At 78.2% G+C, this 16,702-nt stretch carries 16 protein-coding genes; 6 read left to right on the top strand and 10 right to left on the bottom strand.

Features of this window, described 5'->3' with window-relative positions:
* Positions 1-9: 9 nt before the first annotated feature.
* From ACI79F_RS02505 to ACI79F_RS02485, 5 genes are all read right to left on the bottom strand, one after another.
* Positions 10-498, bottom strand: a complete 489-nt coding sequence (locus ACI79F_RS02505) for a zinc-binding dehydrogenase (RefSeq protein WP_456543465.1) — start codon at positions 496-498, stop codon at positions 10-12.
* Positions 456-884, bottom strand: coding sequence for an alcohol dehydrogenase catalytic domain-containing protein (locus ACI79F_RS02500; protein ID WP_456543466.1), 429 nt, complete (start codon positions 882-884; stop codon positions 456-458). Before ACI79F_RS02500 ends, ACI79F_RS02505 begins: the two co-directional genes overlap by 43 nt.
* A 246-nt stretch (positions 885-1,130) precedes the next feature.
* The gene (locus tag ACI79F_RS02495; protein WP_456543467.1) at positions 1,131-1,331 is read right to left on the bottom strand and encodes a hypothetical protein; all 201 of its coding nucleotides are present in this window, start codon (positions 1,329-1,331) and stop codon (positions 1,131-1,133) included.
* Positions 1,332-1,701: 370 nt separating this feature from the next.
* Entirely contained in the window at positions 1,702-1,824 is a 123-nt protein-coding gene (locus ACI79F_RS02490; RefSeq protein WP_456543468.1) for a hypothetical protein, read from the bottom strand.
* A 6-nt stretch (positions 1,825-1,830) separates the two neighbouring features.
* Positions 1,831-2,238, bottom strand: a complete 408-nt coding sequence (locus ACI79F_RS02485; RefSeq protein ID WP_456543469.1) for a flavodoxin domain-containing protein — start codon at positions 2,236-2,238, stop codon at positions 1,831-1,833.
* A 193-nt stretch (positions 2,239-2,431) separates the two neighbouring features.
* On the opposite strand from ACI79F_RS02485, the gene ACI79F_RS02480 reads away from it, so the two are divergent.
* Positions 2,432-3,106: a response regulator gene (locus ACI79F_RS02480; protein ID WP_456543470.1), complete on the top strand. Its 675-nt coding sequence runs from the start codon at positions 2,432-2,434 to the stop codon at positions 3,104-3,106.
* 9 nt (positions 3,107-3,115) lie between these two features.
* Here ACI79F_RS02480 and ACI79F_RS02475 read toward each other — a convergent pair whose 3' ends face one another.
* The 3 genes from ACI79F_RS02475 to ACI79F_RS02465 form a co-directional block, all read right to left on the bottom strand.
* Complete coding sequence (locus ACI79F_RS02475) at positions 3,116-4,828, bottom strand: sensor histidine kinase (RefSeq protein ID WP_456543471.1); 1,713 nt, start codon at positions 4,826-4,828, stop codon at positions 3,116-3,118.
* A 105-nt stretch (positions 4,829-4,933) separates the two neighbouring features.
* Entirely contained in the window at positions 4,934-5,419 is a 486-nt protein-coding gene (locus ACI79F_RS02470; protein WP_456543472.1) for a pyridoxamine 5'-phosphate oxidase family protein, read from the bottom strand.
* A 62-nt stretch (positions 5,420-5,481) separates the two neighbouring features.
* The gene (locus tag ACI79F_RS02465; protein ID WP_456543473.1) at positions 5,482-6,138 is read right to left on the bottom strand and encodes a CBS domain-containing protein; all 657 of its coding nucleotides are present in this window, start codon (positions 6,136-6,138) and stop codon (positions 5,482-5,484) included.
* A gap of 478 nt (positions 6,139-6,616) precedes the next feature.
* Between ACI79F_RS02465 and ACI79F_RS02460 the strand changes: the two genes are divergently transcribed.
* Both ACI79F_RS02460 and ACI79F_RS02455 read left to right on the top strand, forming a co-directional pair.
* On the top strand, positions 6,617-7,540 hold the full coding sequence (locus ACI79F_RS02460) for a universal stress protein (protein WP_456543474.1): 924 nt from the start codon (positions 6,617-6,619) through the stop codon (positions 7,538-7,540).
* 9 nt (positions 7,541-7,549) lie between these two features.
* The gene (locus ACI79F_RS02455; RefSeq protein WP_456543475.1) at positions 7,550-8,548 is read left to right on the top strand and encodes a zinc-dependent alcohol dehydrogenase family protein; all 999 of its coding nucleotides are present in this window, start codon (positions 7,550-7,552) and stop codon (positions 8,546-8,548) included.
* Here the strand turns inward: ACI79F_RS02455 and ACI79F_RS02450 are convergent.
* On the bottom strand, positions 8,467-9,291 hold the full coding sequence (locus ACI79F_RS02450; RefSeq protein WP_456543476.1) for a phosphatase PAP2 family protein: 825 nt from the start codon (positions 9,289-9,291) through the stop codon (positions 8,467-8,469). The genes ACI79F_RS02455 and ACI79F_RS02450 overlap by 82 nt on opposite strands.
* Positions 9,292-9,474: 183 nt before the next feature.
* Here ACI79F_RS02450 and ACI79F_RS02445 point away from each other — a divergent pair, with 183 nt between their 5' ends.
* Positions 9,475-9,702, top strand: a complete 228-nt coding sequence (locus tag ACI79F_RS02445; RefSeq protein WP_456543477.1) for a hypothetical protein — start codon at positions 9,475-9,477, stop codon at positions 9,700-9,702.
* Positions 9,703-9,708: 6 nt separating this feature from the next.
* Here the strand turns inward: ACI79F_RS02445 and ACI79F_RS02440 are convergent, their stop codons facing one another.
* Positions 9,709-12,084, bottom strand: coding sequence for a phosphatase PAP2 family protein (locus tag ACI79F_RS02440; protein ID WP_456543478.1), 2,376 nt, complete (start codon positions 12,082-12,084; stop codon positions 9,709-9,711).
* A gap of 218 nt (positions 12,085-12,302) precedes the next feature.
* On the opposite strand from ACI79F_RS02440, the gene ACI79F_RS02435 reads away from it, so the two are divergent.
* The gene (locus ACI79F_RS02435) at positions 12,303-13,970 is read left to right on the top strand and encodes a phosphatase PAP2 family protein (protein WP_456543479.1); all 1,668 of its coding nucleotides are present in this window, start codon (positions 12,303-12,305) and stop codon (positions 13,968-13,970) included.
* A complete protein-coding gene (locus tag ACI79F_RS02430; RefSeq protein ID WP_456543480.1) occupies positions 13,967-16,435 on the top strand; it encodes an HAD-IC family P-type ATPase in 2,469 nt (822 codons plus the stop codon). The genes ACI79F_RS02435 and ACI79F_RS02430 overlap by 4 nt, the downstream gene beginning before the upstream one ends.
* Positions 16,436-16,702 lie beyond the last annotated feature (267 nt).

Genomic DNA, 16,702 nt, shown 5'->3' with positions numbered 1-16,702 from the left:
TCGGGTGGGTCAGGGCCGGACGAGGACCTCGAGCGACGTGCGGTCGGCCATGCCGCGGTAGTCGCCGGGGACGCCGGCGAGGTCGATGGCGGTGTCGAAGACCCGGCCCGGCTCGATGGTGCCGTCGAGCACGTCGGGCAGCAGTTCGTCGACGTAGGCGCGCACCGGTGCCGGTCCGCCGGCCAGGCGGACGTCGTGCCGGAACAGGCTGCCCATGCCGATGGGGGCGTCCTCGTACTGCGGGACGCCGACCCGGCTGATGACGCCGCCGCGGCGGACGATGCCGGCGGCCTGCTCGTAGGCCGGCAGGGTCCCGACCGCCTCGAGCACGGCGTGGACGCCGTGCCCGTCGGTGAGGTCGCGGACCGCGGCGACGCCCTCCTCCCCGCGGGCGGGGACGACGTCGGTGGCGCCGAGGTCCCGGCCCAGCCCGGTGCGTGCGCGGTGGCGGCCCATCAGGATGACCTGCTCGGCGCCCAGCCGCCGGGCCGACAGCACGGCCAGCAGACCGACGGCGCCGTCCCGATCACGGCCACCCGGTGGCCGCGGGCGATCCCGGCGGCGACCGCGGCGTGGTACCCGGTGCCGAGGCCGTCGGACAGGGTGAGCAGGGACGGGATCAGGGCGGAGTCCGCGGCGACGGGCAGCCTGACGAGGGTGCCGTCGGCCAGTGGCACGCGGACCGCCTCGGCCTGGCCGCCCTCGCCGGGCTCGCCGTCCCAGGACCCGGCCTCGGGGTGGGCGCAGGAGGTGTGCAGGCCGGCGCGGCAGGACTCGCAGGTGCCGTCGGAGATCGCGAAGGGTGCGACGACCCGGTCGCCCTTCCGCAGCGGGCCTGCCGGCCCGACGCCACGGTCGTGCTGGTGCCCGACTCCGGCCTGCACCGCCGCACTGCCGGACGAGGCGGTCGCCCTGACGTTGCCGCTGGACCTGCGGGACGCGGGCCTGCGCCGGTGGGGGTCGACGAGGAGACCGTGACGGGCCGGCTGACCCGCGAGCTGCTCGCCGCCCCGACCGGGGGCAGGCGGTGACGGCGGGCGGCGGTGCGCGCCCGGCCCCGACGTCCGCGCCCGCGTCGGTAGGGCCACCGGGGCCAGAGCCCGGTCAGCCCCCGAGGGGGCGCCGGGTGCTCACACCCCGGCTTCCCGGACCGACATCTCGTTCCACAGGTCCAGCAGCCGGTCGAGGCGGGCCAGGCACTCCTCGACCGCCGAGCGCGATGCCGGGGTGTCGGCCGTGCGCTGGACCGACCGCGCGGCGAGCAGCCGCTGCCGGGCCGCGACGAGGTCGGTCCGGAGGCGTTCGTCGATGCTGCGGCTCAGGACGTCCACGGCGACCTCCGGATCCCGGACGGCTGCGTCGCGCCCCGGCGGGGCGTGGGCTCACGGTCCCGCCCCATCGGGCCGGGGGCAGGAGGCGGAGGACGTCCCCGGCCGTGACCAACGTCCCGGGTCGTCGTGGGGCGGGACCCGGGCGGGCGTGCGTCGCCGGCCGGGGCGGGTCAGCCGCGCCAGGTCCGGTCGCGCACCTCCGGCAGGTCCTCCAGGGCCTCCACCACCTGGGCCCGGTGCCGCGCGATCTGCTCGTGGCAGTGCCCGGGCGAGGACGTCGCCGCCCGGGCACTGCGGTGCGCGGTCTCCGGCCCGGCAGGGACGGGGGTCCCGACCTGGCGGGCCGCACGGCGCGAGGCCGACCCGCCGGTCAGCCGGTGACCGAACCGGCGCCGCGGGGCGCCAGGGCCCCGGCGATCCCGGCGGCCCAGCCCTCGATGGCCGCCCAGTCCCGGTGGTCGCCCGGCCGCTGGCCGGTGGCCCGGTAGAACACCCGGCCCTACAACGGGACGCCCCGGGTGCGCACCACGCCGCCGAACAGCCGGTGGTCGCGGGCGGCCAGCCCCGCGGGCAGACCGCGCCCGATCCGGGCGAGCTCCTGGCGGCCCATCCACGTCCGGAACCGGCCGCGCGGGTCCAGGCCGCCGACGCTGAACAGCCAGACGGGCCGGCCGTCCAGCGCGGGGGCCAGCCGCCCGGCGAACTCCCGGGCCGGGGGCAGCCAGGCCATGTCGTGGACCGCGCTGCCGACGACGAACGCGTCGACACCGTCGATCCGGAGGCCCGGGCCGGCCGGGCGGACCTCGACAACGCCCGCTTCGTGCAGCCGGGCGCCGATGCGCTCGGCCACCTCGCGGGTGCTGCCGCCCGCGGTCGCGTAGGCGACGAGGATCCGAGGAGGGCTCATGTCCATGACGGGCACGCTGCCGCCCCCGACGGTCGAGCAGGCAGGGACGGAGGACCTCCGCGGACCGTCGGAGGTCCCCGGGGCACTGAGTCGGGACCTTCGACCCTGAGGGGACCCGGGCCGGCCGGGCCTAGCCTCACGGCGACCGGTGTCATCAGGGGCCGCGCAGCCGCGGCGGGACGGAGCAGCACCTGTGGACGACGCCCGGCCCACCATCCGGGTCTTCCTGCTCGACGACCACGAGATCGTGCGCCGTGGGGTCGCCGACCTGCTGAGCGGTGACCCGGGGATCAGCGTCGTGGGCGAGGCGAAGAACGCCGCCGAGGCGCTGGCCCGGGTCCCGGCGCTGCGTCCGGACGTGGCGGTGCTGGACGTCCGGCTGCCCGACGGCGACGGCGTCTCGGTGTGCCGCGAGCTGCGGTCCAGGATGCCCGAGCTCAAGGTCATCATGCTGACCAGCTACAGCGACGACGAGGCCCTGTTCGAGGCGATCCTGGCGGGCGCGTCGGGCTACCTGCTCAAGCAGATCCTCGGGCAGGACCTGGTCAGCGCCGTGCGCACGGTGGCCGCCGGCGGGTCCCTGCTCGACCCGGCCGCGGCCACCGCCGTCCTGGAGCGGATGCGCCGCTCGGCGGAGCCCAGCGGCCCGCTGGCGACGCTGAGCGAGCAGGAGCGGACGGTCCTGGAGCTGATCGGCGAGGGCCTGACGAACCGGCAGATCGGCGAGCGGATGTTCCTGGCCGAGAAGACGGTCAAGAACTACGTCTCCCACCTGCTCGCCAAGCTGGGCATGGAACGCCGCACCCAGGCGGCCGTCCTCGCCACCGAGCTGCGCGGCTCCGGCGCGCCGTCGCAGCGGTCCCGCTGACCCGCTCCCTCAGCCGCGCGGCGCCCACCAGCGCAGCCGCGTACCCCCCTCGGCCGCCGCCTCGACCGTCGTCCCGCCACCCCGCCGGTCGGCGCGGTCGGCGAGGTTGCGCAGCCCGCTGCGCGCCGCCCGGGGGTCGATGCCGCGACCGTCGTCGACCACCTCGAGCACCACGTCGTCGCCGACGTCGAGCGTCACGGTGACGTGCTGGGCGCCGGAGTGCCGGGCGGCGTTGCTCACCGCCTCGCGGGCGACGGCCTCCACGTCGGCCGCCAGCTCGCCGGTGACCAGGTTGTCGACGGCGCCGGACAGGCGGACGGCGGGGGAGAGGTCGCTCCCCGCGGTCTCGGTGACGATGTCGAGCAACCGGCGGCGGAGACTGCTCCCGGCGTCCGCGTCGTCCGTGGTGTGCAGGTCGAAGATCGTCGTCCGGATGTCCCGGACGGTCTCGTCCAGCTGACGGACGACGTCGCGGATGCGGCGCTGTGCCTGCAGGTCGCCCACCCGCGGCAGCACCGACTGCAGGCTCAGGCCGGCCGCGAACACCCGCTGGATGACCAGGTCGTGCAGGTCCTGGGCGATGCGGTCGCGGTCCTCGAAGACGTCGAGCCGGCGGGCGGTCCACTGGCGCGCGGCCAGGTCCAGCGCCACGGCCATCTGGTCGGCGAACGTGCCGATGAGCACGGCCAGGCCGGGGTTGAACGGCTTCCCCCCGGCCCGCCGCGCCGCGATCAGCAGGCCGTCCTCCGCCTGACCGCCCGGCAGCGGCACGCCGATGCAGGGGCCCCAGGGCACGTGCGCGTTCGGGCCCTCGTAGGCGACTCCGCTCATGTCGAGGACCACCACCGACCTCGCCTCGGCGAAGGCCGCCAGCAGCGGGGCCTCCGACGGGAGGAGCCGGGCGGCCGACACGTCCTCGAGGCCCTCGCCGGCCTGGGCCCGGAACTCGAAGTGGCCGTCCTCGGGGTGGGGGCCGACCATCAACCACACGGCGTCGGCCTCGGTGAGCTCGCGGACCCGGCTGACGATCAGCTGCAGCGCCGCCTCGGGCGGCGCGTCACCGAGCAGCCGCTCGCGCACGTCACCGGCCGCCACGGTCCACCGCCGCCGGACCTCGGCCTCCTCGAACAGGCGGGCGTTCTCGATGGCGATCCCGGCGGCCCCGGCCAGGGCGGTGAGCACCGCCTCGTCCTCGGCGGTGAAGTCGCCGTCCCGCTTCTCGGTGAGGTAGAGGTTGCCGAACACCTCGCCGCGGACCAGGACGGGGACGCCGAGGAAGCTGCGCATCTCCGGGTGGCCGGCGGGGAAGCCGACCGAGGCGGGGTGCGTGGAGAGGTCGCCGACGCGCAGCGGATAGGGCTCGCTGATGACCTGGCCCAGGACGCCCTTGCCCTCGGGCAGGTGCGGCATCCGGGCGGCGACCTCCTCGCCGATCCCCGTGTAGATGAACGCGGACAGCCCGCCGCTCGGCCCGAGGACGCCCAGGGCCCCGTAGCGGGCGTCGCCCAGGCCGACCGCCGCCTCCACGATCCGGCGCAGCGTGGCGTCGAGGTCCAGGCCGGTGGACACGCTGAGGAACGCGTCGAGCAGTCCCTGGACGCGCTCCTGGGTGCGCGCCACCGCGCGCAGCCGGTCCTGCACCTCGTCGAGCAGCTCGGTCAGGCGCATGCCCGCGAGGAGGTCGCGGGCCGGGGATGCCTGGGCCCGGCTGTCGTCCTGCATGGTCTCGTCCCGCCCGTCGGAGCCCCCCGCGCGCGCCCGACGCTGGCACCGCCGCCCGGACCGGTCAATACCCCGTCGCGTCCGGAGGGCGGTGCGTCGGCCGGCTCACTCACCTGCGGCGACGTGCGCGGAGGCCGGGGACAGGGGCGGGGTGGCGGCCGGGGGAGCGTGCCCGACGGCGTGCCGGGACAGGCGCCGGCCGGTGATCCGGGCGATGCGGACCACGACCACGCAGGACTGGGTCGCCGGCACCCAGGGCGTGAGGCCGGCGGTGTGCAGGGCGGCGACCTCGGCCGCGTCGTCCAGCACCCAGGAGGGGCCCACGACCGTGACGCTCCACCCGGTGCGCGCCGCCGCGTCGTAGTCGTCGACCTCGAACGCGACGACGGCGCCGCGGCTGGCCGCCTCGACCTTGCCGCCGAGCCGCGCGGGGATCAGCAGCTCGTCGCCGCGGACGGCGAAGTGCACCGGCTGGATCGTGGGCAGGGCACCGACGGTGAACGCCAGGCGGCCCAGCGGTACCGAGGCCAGCAGCCGGAGGCATGCGACAGAGGACAGCTCGTCGAGGACGGGGACCCCGGTGGCCGTCATCCGTCCCTGCTCCCGCCGGCGGGCACGGGGCGGACGGCGTGCGGTGCGGCCACGGCCGGTCCTCAGGAGCCGGTGGTCAGGGCGTCGGACCGGTCGGCCGGGGCGGGCGGCAGGACCTCCACCGCGACGACCCCACCGACGGTCCGGGCCAGCGCGGTGAGCGCCCGCTCCTCGGTGCCGGGCGGGTCGAGCGACGCACCGGAGGTGCGGCGGACGGTGGCGACGCCCTCGGTCACGGCGACCTCCCACGCGCCGGTTTCCCCGGTGTACCGCTCGACGAGGTCCAGGAGCTCGGTGCGGATCTGCGGGTCGGTCCGCACGAGGGCACGCAGGAGGTCGCGGCGGCTGACGATGCCGACGACCCGCCCGCCGTCCACGACCGGCACGCTGCGCAGGTGCCCGTCGACGAACAGCTGCGCCACGTCGGAGACGTCGGCGGTCGGGTCCACCGACCGCACGCCCGCCGTCATGACCCCGCGGACCAGCAGGGGCAGCACGCGCGCCGGCTCCGGGTCCCGGCGCAGGTGCAGGCGGGGGTCGCGGGGCAGCCGGTCCCGCAGCACGTCGGCCTCCGCGACGATCCCCACCAGCCGGCCGTCGGCGTCGACGACCGGCAGGGCGGCGAAGCCGTGCTCGGCCATCACCTCGCCCGCGTACTCGGCCGACGTGTCCGGCCCGACGGTGACGACCGCGCGCGTCATGACGTCTCTGACCTGCACTGCTCCTCCTCGGGACGGGTCCGCGGCCGACGCTAGGCAGATCCGGTCCCGTCCTCCCAGGGTCGCCGGACCGGCCGCGGCGGGACCTCCGGCCCTCTCGGCGGCGGTCGGGCCGCAGGTCCCGGTGCCCGGTGACGTCCGGCACTCCGGCGGCCGCGGCCAGGGCGCGCTGCGGGCCGCCGCCCTCGGGTCGGTGGCGCTGCACTGCGTGCTGCACGTGACCTGTCCGGTGTACGTCGTCCACCTGCCCCGGGAGCCCAGCGCGGTCCCATCGCGGTCCTCCGTCCTCCGGCCCGGGGACCGGTTCGACCGCGACGCCAGGGCGGGGACCCGCGTGGCCGGTCCGGGCCGACGGCCCGGATGGCGCGGGCCCAAGGTCCCGCGGGGCGGGGACGTCGGCCCGCGTCCGGGCGTCTGCGGCGCCCAGAGGCTGGCACCAGGCCCGGCGTCCGACCGGGCGGGATGCCGAGGGACGACGGTGACGACGCAGCAGATGCCTCCGGAGCCGGCCGCGCGGGCGGCCGCCGGGCACGGGAGGACCGCCGGGCGGCCGGAGCGGTGGGTCGTCGGGGTCGACGGGTCGCCCGGGGCCCGCGCCGCGCTCGTCTGGGCGCTCGGCGCGGCGGCCCGTGCGGGGGCGACCCTGGAGCTGGTCAGCGCGTATCCGATCGACTACTACGGGCTCGACCCGTACCTGGTCGACGTGGGGCGACTGGACGCGATCCGCGAGGACACCGAGGCCCGGGTGCGCGGGTTCCTGGCCGACGCCCGCCAGGACCCGGCGCTGACCGCCGTCCCCGGCGCCGCGGACGTCGAGGCGGAGGTGCTGGTCTGCGCCGGCGCACCGGCCGAGCACCTGGTGGCGCACGCGCCCTGTCCGGCGGTGGTGGTCCACCCCGGTGCCGTGCAGCCGCCGCCGCGGGTCGTGGTCGGGGTCGACGACTCCGCCGTGTCGCGGGCGGCGCTCGCCCGTGCGGCCGACGAGGCACGGCAGCGGGACGCCGAGCTCGAGGTCGTCGCCGTCTTCCAGCCGGAGGCCTACTGGAGCGACCTCTACGCGGTCACGGCCCCGCCGCTGTCGGAGACGCTCGAGCAGGCGCGGGTCCGGACCGAGCAGCTCGTCGCCGGCGTGCTCGGGGCCGGCGCCGACGTCCGGCTCCGGGTGCTGGCCGGCGCCCCCGCCGAGGGGCTCGTCCAGGCCGCCGACGGAGCGGCCCTGCTGGTCGTGGGCAGCCGCAGCACCAGCCGCCTGGCCGGCATGCTGCTGGGCTCGGTGGCCCTGCACTGCGCGGTGCACGCCCCCTGCCCGGTGATGGTCGTGCACGCGGAGCCGGCACCGGCCGAGGCCGCGGAGGCCGCACCGGTGTCCGCCGAGCCGGCACCGGTCCCCACCGCAGGCTGAGCGGCTGCGGTGCGCGCCTGGGTGGTCGACCGCCCCGGGCCGATCGCGAGCGGGCCGCTGCTGCGGGTGGAGCGGCGGCTGCCCCACCCCGGCCCCGGACAGGTCTGCGTGGAGGTCCTCTGCTGCGGCGTGTGCCGCACCGACCTGCACCTGGCCGAGGGGGACCTGGAGCCCCGGGCCCCGCAGGTCGTGCCCGGGCACGAGGTCGTCGGCCGGGTGGCCGCCCGGGGCCGCGGCGCGCACCGGTTCCGGGTGGGGGAGCGGATCGGGGTGCCCTGGCTGGGGCGCACCGACGGCACCTGCCGGTTCTGCCGCCGCGGCGACGAGAACCTCTGCACCGCCCCGCTGTTCACCGGCTGGGACCTCGACGGCGGGTACGCCGACGCCTGCCTCGTCGACGAGCGGTTCGCCTACCGGCTGCCCGACGGTCTGGCCGACGAGCAGGCCGCGCCGCTGCTGTGCGCCGGGATCATCGGATACCGCGCGCTGCGCTGCGCCGCCGTCCCGCCGGGCGGCCGGCTGGGGATCTACGGCTTCGGCGGCAGCGCCCACCTCACCGCCCAGGTCGCGCTGGCCCAGGGGCTGCGGGTGCACGTGCTCACCCGCGGCGAGCACAACCGGCGGCTGGCCGGGGAGCTCGGCGTCGACTCCGTCGGCGAGGCCACCGACGCGCCGCCGGAGCCGCTGGACGGCGCCGTCCTCTTCGCGCCCGCCGGCGAGCTCGTCCCGGTCGCCCTGCGGGCGCTGGACCGGGGCGGGACGCTCGCCGTCGCCGGCATCTGGCTGTCGCCGATCCCGACCCTCGACTACGCCACCGAGCTGTTCCAGGAGCGCCGGCTGCGCAGCGTCACCGCCAACACCCGGCGCGACGGGGAGGAGTTCCTGCGGCTGGCCGTGCGGCTCGGCGTCCGGGCGACGACGACCTCCTACCCGATGGACGAGGCGCCGCGGGCCCTCGCGGACCTGGCCGCCGGGCGCTTCGGCGGCGCGGCGGTGCTGCGCGCCTGAGCCGCCGGCACCCCGACGACCAGGCACAGCACCGCGCCCAGCGCCACCCCCAGCGCGGCCCCGGCGACCACGTCGAGCGGTGCGTGGGCGCCGAGGTACACCCGCGCCAGCGAGTTCAGCACGGCCAGCCCGAGGACCACCGCGCGCCACCGCGCCTGTAGGTGCGGCCACAGCAGCACCACGACGCCGAAGGCGATGACGGCGTGCCCGGAGGGGTACGCGATCCCGTCGGAGGGGACGTCCCGCAGCACGGCGCCCTCGATGGAGCTGCCCGGCCGGCGCCGCTGCACCAGCGCCTTCACCAGCTCCCCGTGCACCAGCAGCTTGAGCGGGACCAGCGCGCAGAGAGCGAGGGCGAGCCGCCATCGGCGCAGCAGCAGCGCGGGAACGGCCACCAGCAGCGGCATGCCGAGCACGCCTCCCAGCTGGAAGCCCCACAGCACCGGCCGCAGACCGTCGGGCCACGCGTTGACGAACCGGAAGACCGCCGCCTCGGCCGCGCCCACCTCGCCGGAGGAGACGGCCACCGAGCACAGGACGACGGCCGCCGCGGCGACCGCCGCGACGCCGCCGTGCCGGGCGGGGTGCCGGCGGTACCCCGTCGTCCGGTGCGGGCGCGCGTGCCGCCGGTGCGCCGACCGGGCGCCCGGCGGCGCCGGCGTCACATCCACGTCGCGCCGATGCGCCACCCACGCCTTCCCCGCGCCGTCGACGAGCAGCACCGCGGAGGCGGCCAGCACCACGACGACGTCGCCGGCCGGCGGGGGAGGTCGCTGGCCCAGCAGGTCGGCGATCGGAGACCTCCGGCCCTGCCCGCGCGGCCCGGGCAGCGGGCACCGTCCGGGCGATCGCGACTCGACTGGAGGTCCCCCGTGAACACGTCCCGTCCCATCCGTGTCCGTCGGCCCGTCACCGTGGGCCCCGTCGTGGGCGGCCCCGTGGCGCTGGGCGCCGTGGCGTTGGGAGCCCTGGCGGTGGGCTCGTTCGCGCTCGGCGCCCTCGTGGTCGGCTCGATCGCCGTGGGCCGTCTCGCCGTGGGCCGCCTCGCCGTGGGCCGGGCCGACCTGAAGCGCGTCCACATCGCCCGGCTGGAGGTGGACGAGCTGGTCCTCCCGGCCGCGACGGCGCGACCGGCGGGGCAGGACACGCGCTGACCGGCGTCAGTGGTGCTCGGCGGCCCGCTCCACCCCGGCACCGAGCGCCGCCGGCAGCCAGAACGTCAGCACCCGCGTGATCAGCACGGCCGCGCACGCCGCGGCCACCGGTGCCCCGAGCGCGGTGAGCAGGAGCAGCAGCGCGGCCTCGGCGGCACCGGGCAGGCCGGTGACCGGCACCGCCGCCCACAGCAGCCGCAGCGCCGCCCACCCGGCGCCGACGGCGAGCACCGCGGGCCGGCCACCGGCCGCCTCGACCGCGCAGACCAGCACCGCGGCCTCCAGCCCCACGGCGACCGCCGACCAGCCGGTCACCGGCGCCCACCGGGCGGGGAACCCGCCCGGCCGCGGCCCCTGCTCCCGGGCCGGCCCGCGCCGCCGGGCCAGCACCTGGCCGGCGCCGACCAGGCAGGCGGCGCCCAGGCCGGTCAGGACCGGGCGCCACACCGCGTCGGGCACCCGCCAGTCGCCCAGCCGGCCGTCCGTCAGCCCGAGGGCGACGGCGGCGACGGCGACGGCGCCCGCCCCGGTCAGCACCCCGAGGAGCGCGTGTGCCGACGCCCGGGCCGCCGCGTCCGGCAGCACCCCGGCGCGCTCCAGGTACCGGGCGACCGCACGCCGCCGGCCGGCCCGCCCGTGCAGCAGGGAGGCGGCGTCGCCGCTGGCGGTCAGCGCCACGGCCCGGCCGACCGCCAGCCGCCGGTCGAGCGAGCCGGCGACCGCGGCGGCGGCCGCGACCCGGGCCAGCGCCGCGAGGACGACGGCGCCGCCGAGCCAGCGCCACCCGCTGTGCTCCAGGGTCTCGAGCGTGGCGGTCCCGGCCTGCCACAGCAGTCCCCCGAGCACGACGGCGGTGCCCGCGGCCGCCACCGCCACGGCCGCCCGCCCGGGCTCGGGCCAGACCGGCCGCTCCGGGTCCGGCAGGTCCAGCCGCGCGCGGACGGCGGCGCGGAGGGCGGGCAGCCGCTCCGGCTCGGCGTGCAACCGGTGGCGGGTCTCCGCCGCGAGGCTCAGCGGCGCGAGGGAGGGCAGCGCGGCCGCGACCGGGGCGGTCCCCAGCACCTCGACGGCGGTCGCGACGACCGGCCCGGGGTCGAAGCACAGGGCGAGGGAGGCCATCAGCTCGGCGACGTCGTCGGCGAGGACGTCGTCGGAGGCGCCGGTCCGGGCGTTGCCGAAGTCGACCACCCACGGCCGCCCGTCGGCGTCGACGAGGACGCTGGAGGCGACCAGGTCGCGGTGCGCCACGCGGGCGGCGTGCAGCAGGTCGACCTGCCGCCAGACCGCGCACAGCAGCCCGACCGACAGCTCCGCCGGCTCCAGGGAGTCCAGCGGGCGGCCGGTCACGTGCTCCTGGACGACGACGGCCTGCCGGCTGTCCCCGCGGGCGACGACGACCTCCGGGACCCGCACCCCGCGGGCGTGGGCGGTCATCGCCGCGACCGCCTCGTGCTCGGCCTGCTGCCCGAGCGGGGCGAGCGCGTCGGCGTCCTTGACGTCCCCGGCGACGAACAGCCGCCACAGCCGGTACAGCCAGTCCCGCTCGCTGCGGTCGGGCTCGAGGTACTTCACGTAGAGGCGGCGGCCGGCGGCGTCGACGGCCGTGAAGGGGTGGGAACTGCGCGCGCTGACCGGCGCCGGCCGGACCCGCGTGCCGGTGAGACCGACCGTCGCCAGGAGGGCCTCGACGCGGGCCGGGCGGACCGTGCGGCGCGGGATGCCGAAGGCCCAGTGCACCAGCGAGCCGATGGCCCAGCCCAGCGCCAGCCCGCCCACGACGTCGAGCGGCAGGTGGGCGCCGGCGTAGATCCGGGCCAGCCCCACCGTCCAGGCCAGCGCCCAGGCGACCCGCCGTCCGCGGCGCGACAGATACGGCCCGGCCGCGGTCGCCAGGGCGGCGGCGACCGCCGAGTGGCCGGAGACGAAGCCGAGGCCGCCGATCGGGCCCTCGTGCAGCACGGCACCCACCGGCAGGCCACCGGGCCGCTCCCGCCCGACCACCGACTTCACCAGGTCCGCGGCGACGTAGGCGAGGAGGCCGGAGACGAGGATGTCCCGGGCGGCGCGCAGCCGGCGGGTCAGCGCCGCCGCCGCGGCCAGCACCGGGACGGCCACGACGTTGCCCAGCTGCATCACGAGCCAGACGACCGGGAAGACGCCGGACGGCAGGTCGTTGACCAGCCGGAACAGGTCCCGTTCGATGGCCGAGAGCTCGCCGCGGCGGGCGAGCAGCGCCCCGATGCCGAGCACGGTGAGCCCCAGGCCGACGCGCACGAGGTCGGTCGTCCGGCGGACGACGGTGGCCGCGCCGACCGTCGCGGGGGCCGGCGGCTCCGCCGGCGGGGCGCCGGGCGCCGGGCGGGCGGTCTCGCGGGTGGTCACGGCGGGGACGGCCGGGTCGGAACGGACATGCGGGCCTCCGGGGTCGGGCGTGCGCACCCCAGCCTCACCGCTGACGGCGGCCGCCCGGCAGGGACGGAGGTCGCGACCCGGGAACCCGCGGTGCCGCGGTGCGGCTCCGGTGGGCAGGGACCTCGGTCCCGGGCCCTCGGGTCCGGCGACCCGGGCCGGGGGTCCGCGGGCCGGTCGACCATCGGGCGGTGACCGACGTCCGGCCCGCGCCCGCGGGGGGTGGGACCCGCCGGCCGTCGTGGCCCGGCGGCGCCGTCCGGCGCCCCTCCGGCCGGGACCGGCCGCAGCACCGGCCCGTCCCGCCGGTCGTCTGGGCCTGGACCGTCGCGGTGGCGGCCGCGACGGCGCTGCTCGTCGTGTGGTCCGGGCGGCCGGGCGGCCTGCCACCGCTGGACCGGGCGGCGACCGACCTGCTCGTGCCCGGCGGCCGGCCGCCGGACCTCGCCGCCGACCTGGCCCGGTTCGGCGCCCGCGTCGGCTACCGGGCGCTCTGGCTGCCCACCGTCCTCGTGCTGGTCTGGACGGCGCGCTGGCGGCACCTCCTCGTCTACCTCGGTCTCGTCTCCGGCGTCGCGGCGGTCGCCGCGTTCGCCGCCGGCGAGGCCGTGCTGGTCCGGGCCGTCCGCGAGGAGGTCACCGGCTCGCCCGACCCGTTCGACCTGTCCGCCTGGCCCGACGTCGTGCTCGCCACCGTGGCGGTGGGGACGCTGTACGTGCTGACCCCCGCCGGGCGGGCCCGCCGCTGGGGCTGGGCGGCCGTCGTCGTCCTGCTGGCCGTGTGCGTCGCCCCGCGGATCGCCCTCGGCCTGGACGACGCCTCGACCGCCGTGGCCGGTGCGGTCGTCGGCTGCGGCGCGGCGGTCGTCGTCACCACCCTGCTCGCGCCGGAGGACGCCTTCCCGGTCACCTACCGGCGCCGGGGAAAGGCCCACCTGGCGCTCGACGGGCAGCGGGTCGCGCGGGTCCGCGCCGCCCTCCGCGACCAGCTGGGGCTGGAGCTCGACTCGATCGAGCCGTACCGGCTCGACGGCTCGGCCGGCTCGACGCCGTGCCGGCTGCTCCTCGCCGGGGACGTGCCGGGCGTGCTCTTCGGCAAGCTCTACTCGCTGACCCACCTGCGGTCCGACCGCTGGTACAAGCTCTTCCGGGTGCTCCGCTACGGCCGGCTGGAGGACGAGGCCCCGTTCGCCTCGGTGCGCCGGCTGGTCGAGCACGAGGACTACATGCTGCGGTTGCTGCGCGACGGCGGGGTCCGCGTGCCCGCCCCGGTCGGGGTGGTGGAGGTGGTGCCCGGCGGCGAGTACCTGCTGGTCACCGAGCTGGTGCCCGGCGCGGTCGAGATCCTCGCGTCGGGGATGGACGACGCGGTCGTCGACGACGCGCTGCACCAGATCCGGCGGCTGTGGGCCGCCGGCGCCGCCCACCGCGACGTCAAGCCGTCGAACGTGCTGGCCCAGGGCGACCGCGTCGTCCTCGTGGACGTCTCGTTCGGCGAGCTGCGGCCCTCGCGCTGGCGGCAGGCCGTCGACCTCGCCAACATGCTGCTGATCTGCGCGCTGGTGGTGCCGCCCGGCCGGGTGCTGGACCGGGCGCGGCGGCTGTTCACCGACGCGGAGCTCGCCGAGGCGTTCGCCACCACCAGCGCGCTCACCGTGCCGCGGCAGCTGCGCCGGCTGCTCGAGGCCGACGGGCGCGACCTCGAGGCGCACTTCCGGGACCGGCTGCCCGCGCACCCGCGCATCCGCGTGCAGCGGTGGAGCGCCCGCCGCGTGCTGCTCGCCCTCGGCACGGTCGGCGGGGCCCTGCTCGCCGCCGGCGTGGTGGCGCTCAACCTGCGCGCCGGTGGACTGCTGTGACCGGGGGACCGCAGGCGCCGGCGGCACCGCGGGCCGTCACCGCCCCGGCCGGCCTCACTGCGGCCGAGGTCTCCGACCGGGTCGCCGCCGGTGCGGTAAACACGACCTCGGCACGGACCAGCCGGACGGTCGCCGGGATCCTCCGCGCCAACGTGTTCACGTTCTTCAACGGCCTGCTCGCCGCGCTGTGGGTGGTCGCGGCGCTGAGCGGCCGCTGGCAGAACGCGCTCTTCGGCGGGGTCGTCGTCGCCAACGCGGTGATCGGCATCGTGCAGGAGCTGCGGGCCAAGCGGACGCTCGACCGGCTCGCCGTCCTCAGCGCGCCCCGGGCCCGGCCCGTCCGCGACGGCCGCGAGACCGAGACCCCGGTCGAGGAGGTCGTCCTGGACGACCTGCTCGTCGTGCGGGCGGGGGACCAGGTGCCGGTGGACGGGGTGCTGCGCAGCGGCGCCGGGCTGTCGGTCGACGAGTCGCTGCTGACCGGGGAGTCCGACGCCGTCGCCAAGGAGGCCGGCGACACCCTGCTGTCCGGGTCGGTGGTCCTGGCCGGCAGCGGCCGGATGCAGGCCACCGCGGTGGGGGAGGCGGCCTACGCGGCGCGGCTGGCGGCCGAGGCGCGCGTGTTCACCCGCACGCGGTCGGAGCTGCAGGAGGGCACCACCCGGATCCTGCGCTGGATCGCCCTCGGCATGCTCGTGGTCGGCCCGGCCGTCCTGTGGAGCCAGTTCCGCAGCGACGACAACGAGGACTGGCGCGACGCGGTCACCGGCACCGTCGGCGCGCTGGTCGGGATGATCCCCGAGGGGCTCGTCCTGCTCACCACCCTGGCGTTCCTCGTGGCCACCCTCGGCCTGACCCGGCGGCAGGTCCTGGTGCAGGAGCTGCCCGCCGTCGAGGGCCTGGCCCGGGTCGACGTCGTCTGCCTGGACAAGACGGGCACCCTCACCTCCGGCGACGTCGTCTTCGACGAGCTCGTGCCGCTCGCCGCGGACGAGCGGGCGGCGGGCGCGCTCGCCGCCCTGGCCGCGGCCGACGGCGGGAACGCCACGGCCCGCGCCCTGGGCGCGGCGTTCCCCGACGACGGCACCGAGGAGGTGGTGGACGGCGTCCCGTTCGCGTCCTCGCGGAAGTGGTCGGCCGTGCGCACCGCGGGTGGGGTCACGTGGGTGCTCGGGGCGCCGGAGATGGTGCTCCCCGACCCGGTCGGGCCGGGCGCGCCCGAGGCACGGGGCCGCGCCGACGAGCTCGCCGCCGCCGGCCGCCGGGTGCTGCTGCTGGCCCGGTCGCCGCGGCCGTGGACCGGCGGCGCGGCCGAGCCGGACCTGCCGGCGGCGCTGGAGCCGGTCGCCCTGGTGGTGCTCGCCGAGCGGATCCGCCCCGACGCCGCCGAGGTGCTGCGCTACTTCACCGCGCAGGGCGTCGCCCTGAAGGTCGTCTCCGGGGACAACCCCCGGACCGTGGGCGCGGTGGCCGCGGCCGTGGGCGTCCCCGGGGTGGCCGGGGCGGGGGACGCCGTCGACGCCCGCCTGCTCCCCGAGGGGGAGGCCGAGCTGGGCGAGGCGCTGGAGGAGGCGAGCGTCTTCGGCCGGGTCACCCCGCACCAGAAGCGGGCGATGGTCCGCGCGCTGCGCGCCCGCGGGCACGTGGTCGCGATGACCGGGGACGGGGTCAACGACGCCCTGGCGCTGAAGGACGCCGACATCGGGGTGGCCATGGGCAACGGCGCCCCGGCGACCCGGGCGGTGGCGCAGCTCGTCCTGCTGGACGGCCGGTTCGCGCACCTGCCGCACGCCGTCGCGGAGGGCCGCCGGGTGATCGCCAACATCGAGCGGGCGGCGAACCTCTTCCTGGTCAAGAACGTCTACAGCCTGGTCCTGGCGCTCGTCACGGTCGTCACGCTGGCGGCCTATCCGCTGGCGCCGGTGCAGCTGACGCTGATCTCCACGCTGACCATCGGGGTCCCCGGCTTCTTCCTCGCGCTCGCGCCCAACCGGCGCCGCTACGTGCCCGGCTTCGTCGGCCGGGTGCTGCGCTTCTCGGTGCCCGCGGGCGTCGTCACCGCCGCCGCCGCGTACGCCGGCTACGCCGGGACGCGCTGGCTGGTCCCCGAGGGCGGCGTGCCGGCGGCCCGGACGACGGCGACCGTGGTCGTCCTGGCCGTCGCGCTGTGGACCCTCGCGGTCCTGGCGCGCCCGCTCACCGCGGGCAAGGCCGCGCTGCTGGCCGCCATGGCCGGCCTGGCCGCTCTCGCACTGGCGGTGCCGTCGTTCCGCGAGGACGTCCTCCTGCTCGAGCCGACCGGGCCGGGCCTGCTGCTGGCCGCGGTCCTGGGGGTCGCCGGCTCGCTGCTCGTGGAGCTCGTGGCCCGCTCCGGCGCCACGGCCCCCACGGGCGAGCGGCACGGGGCCTCCGGCCCGGTCCCGGCGGACCTCCGATCCCGGCCGCGGGCGGTGCGCCGCTCCTAGCGTCGGCGCCGACCGGCACCGAGCCCGGGGAGACGGCATGACCGAGCTGCGCACGACCCCTCCGGCCGCGCGCCGGACCCCCCGTAGCCGACCCCGAACGCGAGCGCCGCCGCCGTGCCCCGCCGCATCCGAGCCCCCCGTCAGGCCGGGCCGCTGCCGGCCGCGCCATCGGGCCGCGCCGCGCGGCGCATCCCTGAGCGGGCGGCCACGCGACGGGACACGGAGCACCTCCGGGGGATCGGGCTCGAGGACGACGCTCGCCGGGGG

The organism is Blastococcus sp. SYSU D00868 (assembly GCF_054050575.1).
Note: the sequence above shows the minus strand (reverse complement) of the source record. Positions and strands in the feature narration are given on the sequence as shown.